Genomic DNA, 6,000 nt, shown 5'->3' with positions numbered 1-6,000 from the left:
CCCCGCCACATCCTCGATCATGCGGCCCAGAGCGGCGCGCCAGTCTGCGACAAGCTCTGGACGATCCAGCAGGGGCAGGGCCTGCTCCAACGCGGCGGCGGCACTCAGCATGAGACCGGCCGCACCGTCGTCAAGCTGGCGACAGGCGACCGTCAGGCCGACGCAGACTTCCTCGACCATGGCCTCGATCAGCCGCCGCAACGGGGCTTCGGGAATGGCGCGGGCCTGGCCATAGCGAAGGGTTTCGGCCAGGGGCGCGGCGGCGCGCATCAGTGCGCCGACGTCGCCGGATCGGGCGGCCACGGCCTGCAGGCGGTCGATACAGCGCTCGGCGGCGCGCGGGAGATCGGCCAGCAGGGTGGCGCGCACCAACTCGGCGATGGCAGCAGGATCGTCACGCGCTTCGGCGCGCTCGACGGCGGCCTCCGAGGCAGCGTCCAGAATGGTCACACCCCAGCGCAGTGCTTCGGCCAGGGCCACGCCCAACTCGGGTTCCCACAGCAGGATCCAGCGCTCGCGGAACGTGCCGCGACTGCCACCGACGTCGGTCAGCCGACCCCACGGCACGTCGATCAGGGTCAGGCGGTGCAGAAGGGCCGACTTGGCCAGACCAGTTTCCGAGCGCAGGTCCAGGCTGGCCTCAATCTCGACTGCCTCAGGCTTGAGCCGCAGTTTCTTCTGCTGGCGCGCCAGGTCGGCCAGCAGCGGCATCAGCGGGACGGCGGCGTCGATGCTCCCGACCCGCGATCCGATCACCAGCCGCTGCTCGATCAGTCGCATCGGTGCGTCCTGGCCGTGGCACAGGGTGGCAAGGCTGGCCTCATTCAACTCGTCCAGACCCGGAGCGGCGCGATCGCGCAACGCCGCCAGGGTCTCAGCCAGCCGGACGGCTTCGATCACCGAAGCAGTCGAAGCGGGCAGACCCTCGTCACGCAGCAGTCTGGCCACCTGCGCCTGCCAGCCGACGGCCAGGGTCCTGACGTCGAGGGCCTCGCGGCCTTCCAGCGCCGCCCACAGATGGCGGTACCAGCCGGGCGATACCACGCCGGCGCCATAGCCTGAGTGGCGGGCCAGGCGGGCATCGGTCCAGGGGGTCCAGGTGACGGCGACCTCGGTCTTGGGCAAGCCCTTGAGCAAGGCCCGGTCGTCCTTCAGCGGAACATTTCGGCGCAGGGCGGGCACGTGCCAGGCCCCGACTACGGCCGCGACCGGACCTTCGCAGGCGTCCAGGCCCGCACGGATCGCCAGCCGCATGTGCGCCTCGCGCCTTGCTTCGCGCAGGGTCTCGTCCGTGGCCGGATCCTGGTCGCGCTCAGCACGCTCGCGCACGGCGGTCATGGCCGTCTCGATGGCGGCGAACAGGGGTTCGGGGTGGCTCCCTTCCTCGATCAGGCTGTTCCACCAGGCCTCGACGTCGCTGTAGCCGGCCAACCCGGCCAGGGCCGCTAGCGGGTCGGGGGATTCAGACTGCGGTGTTTCGGTGACGTCGGCTTCGAGGGGCTCGTCGGGTGGAGCATTTTCCGGTTCGGCTTCGGGCTTTTCGGCTTCCGGGCCATCGATGCTGGTCTCTGCCGCCGCACGCAGGGCCAGATTGTGAGTGGCCGGAAGGTCGATGAAGCGCACTGGCCGGTCGTGGGCCTGCGCCCAGCGGATTGCGATCCATTCAGGCGAGAACTCGGCGAGTGGATAGAAGCTCGCCAGGCCCGGTCGGTTGGGCGCGTGGGCCAGCAGCGCGACCGGCGGGACCATGTCCGGCGAGGCGGCGAAGGCCAGAACGGCCTCAGCCTCAGGCGGCCCCTCGATAAGAACCATCGCCGGATCCAGCCGGTCGAGCGCCCGCGCAAGGCTGTGGGCGCAGCCAGGGCCGTGGTGACGGATGCCGAAAAGATGGAGCCGATCGCTCACAACACCTCGCGGATCGCGCCATACAGGTCGCTCCAGCCCTTGCGGGTCTTGACCACCGTTTCGAGATACTCGGCCAGTACCACGGCGTCCTGCACTGGGTCCTTGACGACGGCCCCGACGATGTTGGCCGCCAGACTTTCGGCATTGATCACGCCGGAGCCAAAGTGGCCGGCCTCGGCCCAGGCACCGATGGTTACGGCAATCGCCTCGGCCGTGCTCAGGGTGCCGCTGGGCGACTTCAGCTTCATGCGACCGTCGGCGGTCTCGCCGGAGCGCAACTCACGGAACAGGGTCACCACCCTTTCGATCTCGGCGGTGGCCGACTTGACCGGAGGAAGGGCCAGGCTAGCGCCCAGTTCGGCCACACGCTTGGAGACGATTCCGACCTCCTTCTCGAAGCTGGACGGCAGCGGCAGGACCACGACGTTGAAACGGCGTTTCAGCGCAGCCGAGAGGTCGTTCACGCCCTTGTCGCGATTGTTTGCGGTGGCGATCACGTTGAAGCCGCGCCGGGCGTGGACCGCCTCGTTCAATTCGGGGATTGGAAGCATCTTTTCCGACAGAACCGTAATCAGGGTGTCCTGCACGTCGGCACCCATACGGGTCAGCTCCTCCAGCCGCACGATGGCTCCGTCCTCCATGCCCCGCATCAGCGGCGTAGGGGTTATGGCGGCGCGCGATGGTCCCTGGGCCAGCAGCATGGCGTAGTTCCAGCCGTAGCGGATCTGGGTTTCGTCGGTGCCGGCCGTACACTGGATCAAGCGCTGGGACGAACCGGAGACCGCCGCGGCCAGGTGTTCCGACACCCATGACTTGGCCGTTCCCGGCACGCCCAGCAGCAAGAGCGCGCGGTCTGTGGCCAGGGTTGCGACGGCCGTCTCGATCAGACGACGGTTGCCCACATACTTGGCGCTGATCGTTGTGCCGTCCTTGGCCTTGCCGCCCAGAAGATAGGTGACCACGGCCTGGGGCGACATTCTCCAGCCCTCGGGCCGTGGTCGCCCGTCGTCCTTGGCGAGAGCGGCCAGTTCGAGCGCGAACAGATCTTCGGCTGCCAGCCGAAGTTGGTGGGAAGGATCAGACAACGGGCGTCTCCGAAGGCTCGGACGGTTTGGAGGGAGCGGCCAGTCGGGCCAGGAAGGCCAGGTAGGCAGCGGTCTTGGGTTGGCGCGCCGGCGGGATCGCGGCCAATGCATCAGTGACGGCACGGGCCACCTGCCACGGCATGGCGGCCACGGCCCGCAGCAGGACAGGGTCGGGATCGAACCTGTCGCTGGATACGACCAGCTGGATCACGTCGTTCAGCCAGCGCCGCCAGGGCTGACTGGCGATGAGCCTCTCAGCCAGGTCGCGGGACATCGGGCCGTCCAGGAACTCTGCCAGGTTGAAGCCCTCCAGCAGAGGATCGAAACGGACCTCATGCGTCAGGCTGGCCGACAGCACGGTTTGCCGGGTCTCGCCGTTTAGCAACTGGGCATCCAGTGGCAGCCTCAACAGGTCGGCGGGCCAGACAGGATCCTCAAGCCGCGTCAGGAACGCCGCGGCCAGGGCCGGTTCCCCGTCCAGCAGGGCCGCGCGGGCCAGAAGGGGCAGGGCGGGTTGGATACCTGCGGCGGCCTCGGGAAGCTCCAAGGGCTCAAACCCCAATCCGTCGATCAGGGAAGACAGGCCAAAGCCCTGGAAAAGGGTCGCGGCAGCGTGGCGGTCGCCGCTCGGCGGCTTGAAGGTCAGCCGACGGATTTTGCGCAGCAAGCCCTTGGTCTCGACGCCCAGGCAGGCACGGGCCAGGGCGAGCCTATCCTCATAGGCGGGCGCGCCTGGCAGTCGGGCCAGCAGGGCGGTGGCCGCCTCGCGCACGCTTTGGGCGCGGTCGCCCAGGCAGGTGTTCAGGAACTGTGCATCGTCGGGGCTCAGGCCAACGCCCAGACTGCCCACCAACTCGGCCCGAAGCTTGGCCGGCTCGCTCGACAGACTGAAGGCCAGGGCTTCGCGAGCGGCGGCGGGATCCTTGCGACGGGCCTGGCGGAAGGCACCCAGCCGGTCGGCCGCACCGCCCTCGGGATCGGACGCACCCGGTGCACTCGCGCCGGTCCAGCCCAGCCACGCGCGCTCGACGGGCCCCAGCGCCGTGCCGCCCTGCCTCAACAGGGCGTCCAGATTGGGAAGGTCGAACGGATGAAGGCGCTGGCCGGAGGCTCCGATGGCGGCCAGAACAAGCGGGGCCAGGCGGCGGCGGCTTTCGGCGTCCAGCCGTCGGTCCAGACGCAGCAGGGCCTCTCGGGCCTTCGGATCCAGCATGGGACGGGGATCGTCAGGAAGGCGAGAGCCCGTTGCCAGACCTTGCAGGCCGCGAGGCTCCGCCAGGCGCGCTCGTTGGCCCAGCAGGGTCAGGACCGCCAAGGCGCGGGCGGGTTCGTCCAGTCCCTCGGCTCCGGCCAGGGGCGGCAGGGGCTGGCGGGACAGGCCCAGCGACAGCGCGCCGTCGAGGCGTTTCCAGTCGGCCGTTTCGCTCATGAGTCGGCAAACCAGGGGCCGTGCGGCGTCGAGGCCGACAGCAGGGTCAGGATCTGGCCATCCCAGACGCCGGCCAGACCCGACAGAGTCAGGCCCAGCAGTGGCGAAGCGGCACGGTTCTGCTCGACAGCCAGGCGCAGGCCCCTGTCGGTATCGGGATCGACCGCCCACAGGGCCCCGTCTGCTTCGACGATGCGGCCCGAGCCCGCTACCAGCAGGTCATCGCCTAGCCACGGCAGGGCCGCCAGCCGCGCGTGATGGGCCGCGAGGGCCTCGACCAAACTGGCCCCCCCCTGCGGTGCCATTCGGGTGGCGAGGGCCGGACCGCGCACGGCGACCAGGGCCCGCAGCGGGGCGCTCGACGGATAGAAGGCCAGTTCGGCGTTGAACAGCTCGCCCGCCGGGATCGCCTCACCGGCCCCTACCTGCACCGGCGTAAAATCCAGGAGCACGGCGGCGCGGGGGGCTTGAGCGGCGGGATCGGCGGTGGTGAGCCAGGTCTCGGTGCGGCGCAGGCGATCGGGCTGGACCACCGTGCGTGTCCCGGCGACCAGCCATTCGCCCGCCCAGCGCGGAACGGTCGGATCGTTCAGGGTGTCCTCGCGGCGGACGCTCCAGCCGATGCTCCGGCGCAGGTCGTCGACCAGGGCCTGGTCCAGTCCTTCGCGCCGCCGCCACGCCGCCGAGATCAGATGCAGCCGGCCCAACTCGGCCAGCAGGAAGTCGGGCCGCAGGGGCTCGGGACGGCTCAGCAGGGCTCCCGGCAAGGCGTCAAGTCGCGCGGCCAGTCCTGGTGCCTTGACGTCCACCAGACGTTGGGCTGCCGTACGGCAGGTGGTCTGGGCGCGCTGGATGAAACTGGCCAGACCCGTATTCAGTTGGTCGCCGATCCAGACGTCCAGGGCTTCCAGTCCGGCGGTGACCGAAGCCTCGCGCGCCGCCTCGGCCCTGGCCCGCCGCTGGGCGGCCTGCGCCTCGGCCTGAGCCTGGCTCGCGGGGTCACCGGGCGACACCTCGGCTGGATCGAGCGCGGCCATCGAAGGCGCGGGCGCATTGGCGTCCGCCGGTTTTCCCGCGGGGCGGCCAGATCCTGGACGTCGGCGTGACAGCCATTCGGCGACCCAGGGCTCGGGTTCGCCGACAGCGAAGCGGTCGGGATGCTCAGCGAACTGCCACATCATGGCCAGCACGTGCTTGCACGGGAATTTGCGGCTGGGACAGCTGCACTTGTGGCCGCGATCTGCCGGATCGAACATCAGGCGGTACGGCGCGCTACCTGATCCCTGGGCCTCGCCCCAGACCACGCTCGTTGCGGCGTCGCGGGCCAGTAGCGGCCAGGCCGAAGGCTTCAGTAGCTTGGACGCCGCTGCCAGAGCCGACTGGTCAGGCGCCATGGCCTCCACCTGGGCGAGAGTCAGCATGCGAAGGAGGCTTTCATCGCGGCGGGCGTCGGACTCAAGAATTGAACACTACGCGCCGCGCACTCTCGCTCCCGCCGCACGCTAAGCTTGTACCGCCATGGCGCTGAAGGGAAGACCCTACTCCGGTGGTGCATCGAAGTTCTTTGTGCGTTGCAGGCGC

At 69.6% G+C, this 6,000-nt stretch carries 4 protein-coding genes; all 4 read right to left on the bottom strand.

The genetic code is table 11. The features are described 5' to 3' along the window. A partial coding sequence (locus tag DBR10_RS15235) for a DUF5682 family protein (RefSeq protein WP_199225351.1) occupies positions 1–1,905 on the bottom strand: 1,905 nt, incomplete at its 3' end. Further along, positions 1,902–2,990 (bottom strand): ATP-binding protein, encoded by a 1,089-nt coding sequence (locus DBR10_RS15230; RefSeq protein WP_233243432.1) that lies wholly within the window; start codon positions 2,988–2,990, stop codon positions 1,902–1,904. The genes DBR10_RS15230 and DBR10_RS15235, both read right to left, overlap by 4 nt. After that, entirely contained in the window at positions 2,983–4,419 is a 1,437-nt protein-coding gene (locus DBR10_RS18950; RefSeq protein WP_146187861.1) for a DUF5691 domain-containing protein, read from the bottom strand. Before DBR10_RS18950 ends, DBR10_RS15230 begins: the two co-directional genes overlap by 8 nt. Further along, complete coding sequence (locus tag DBR10_RS15225; protein WP_108556482.1) at positions 4,416–5,840, bottom strand: SWIM zinc finger family protein; 1,425 nt, start codon at positions 5,838–5,840, stop codon at positions 4,416–4,418. Before DBR10_RS15225 ends, DBR10_RS18950 begins: the two co-directional genes overlap by 4 nt. Positions 5,841–6,000: the final 160 nt, after the last annotated feature.

Origin of the sequence: Caulobacter sp. HMWF025, assembly GCF_003060965.1 — a bacterium.
GTDB lineage: Bacteria > Pseudomonadota > Alphaproteobacteria > Caulobacterales > Caulobacteraceae > Caulobacter.
Note: the sequence above shows the minus strand (reverse complement) of the source record. Positions and strands in the feature narration are given on the sequence as shown.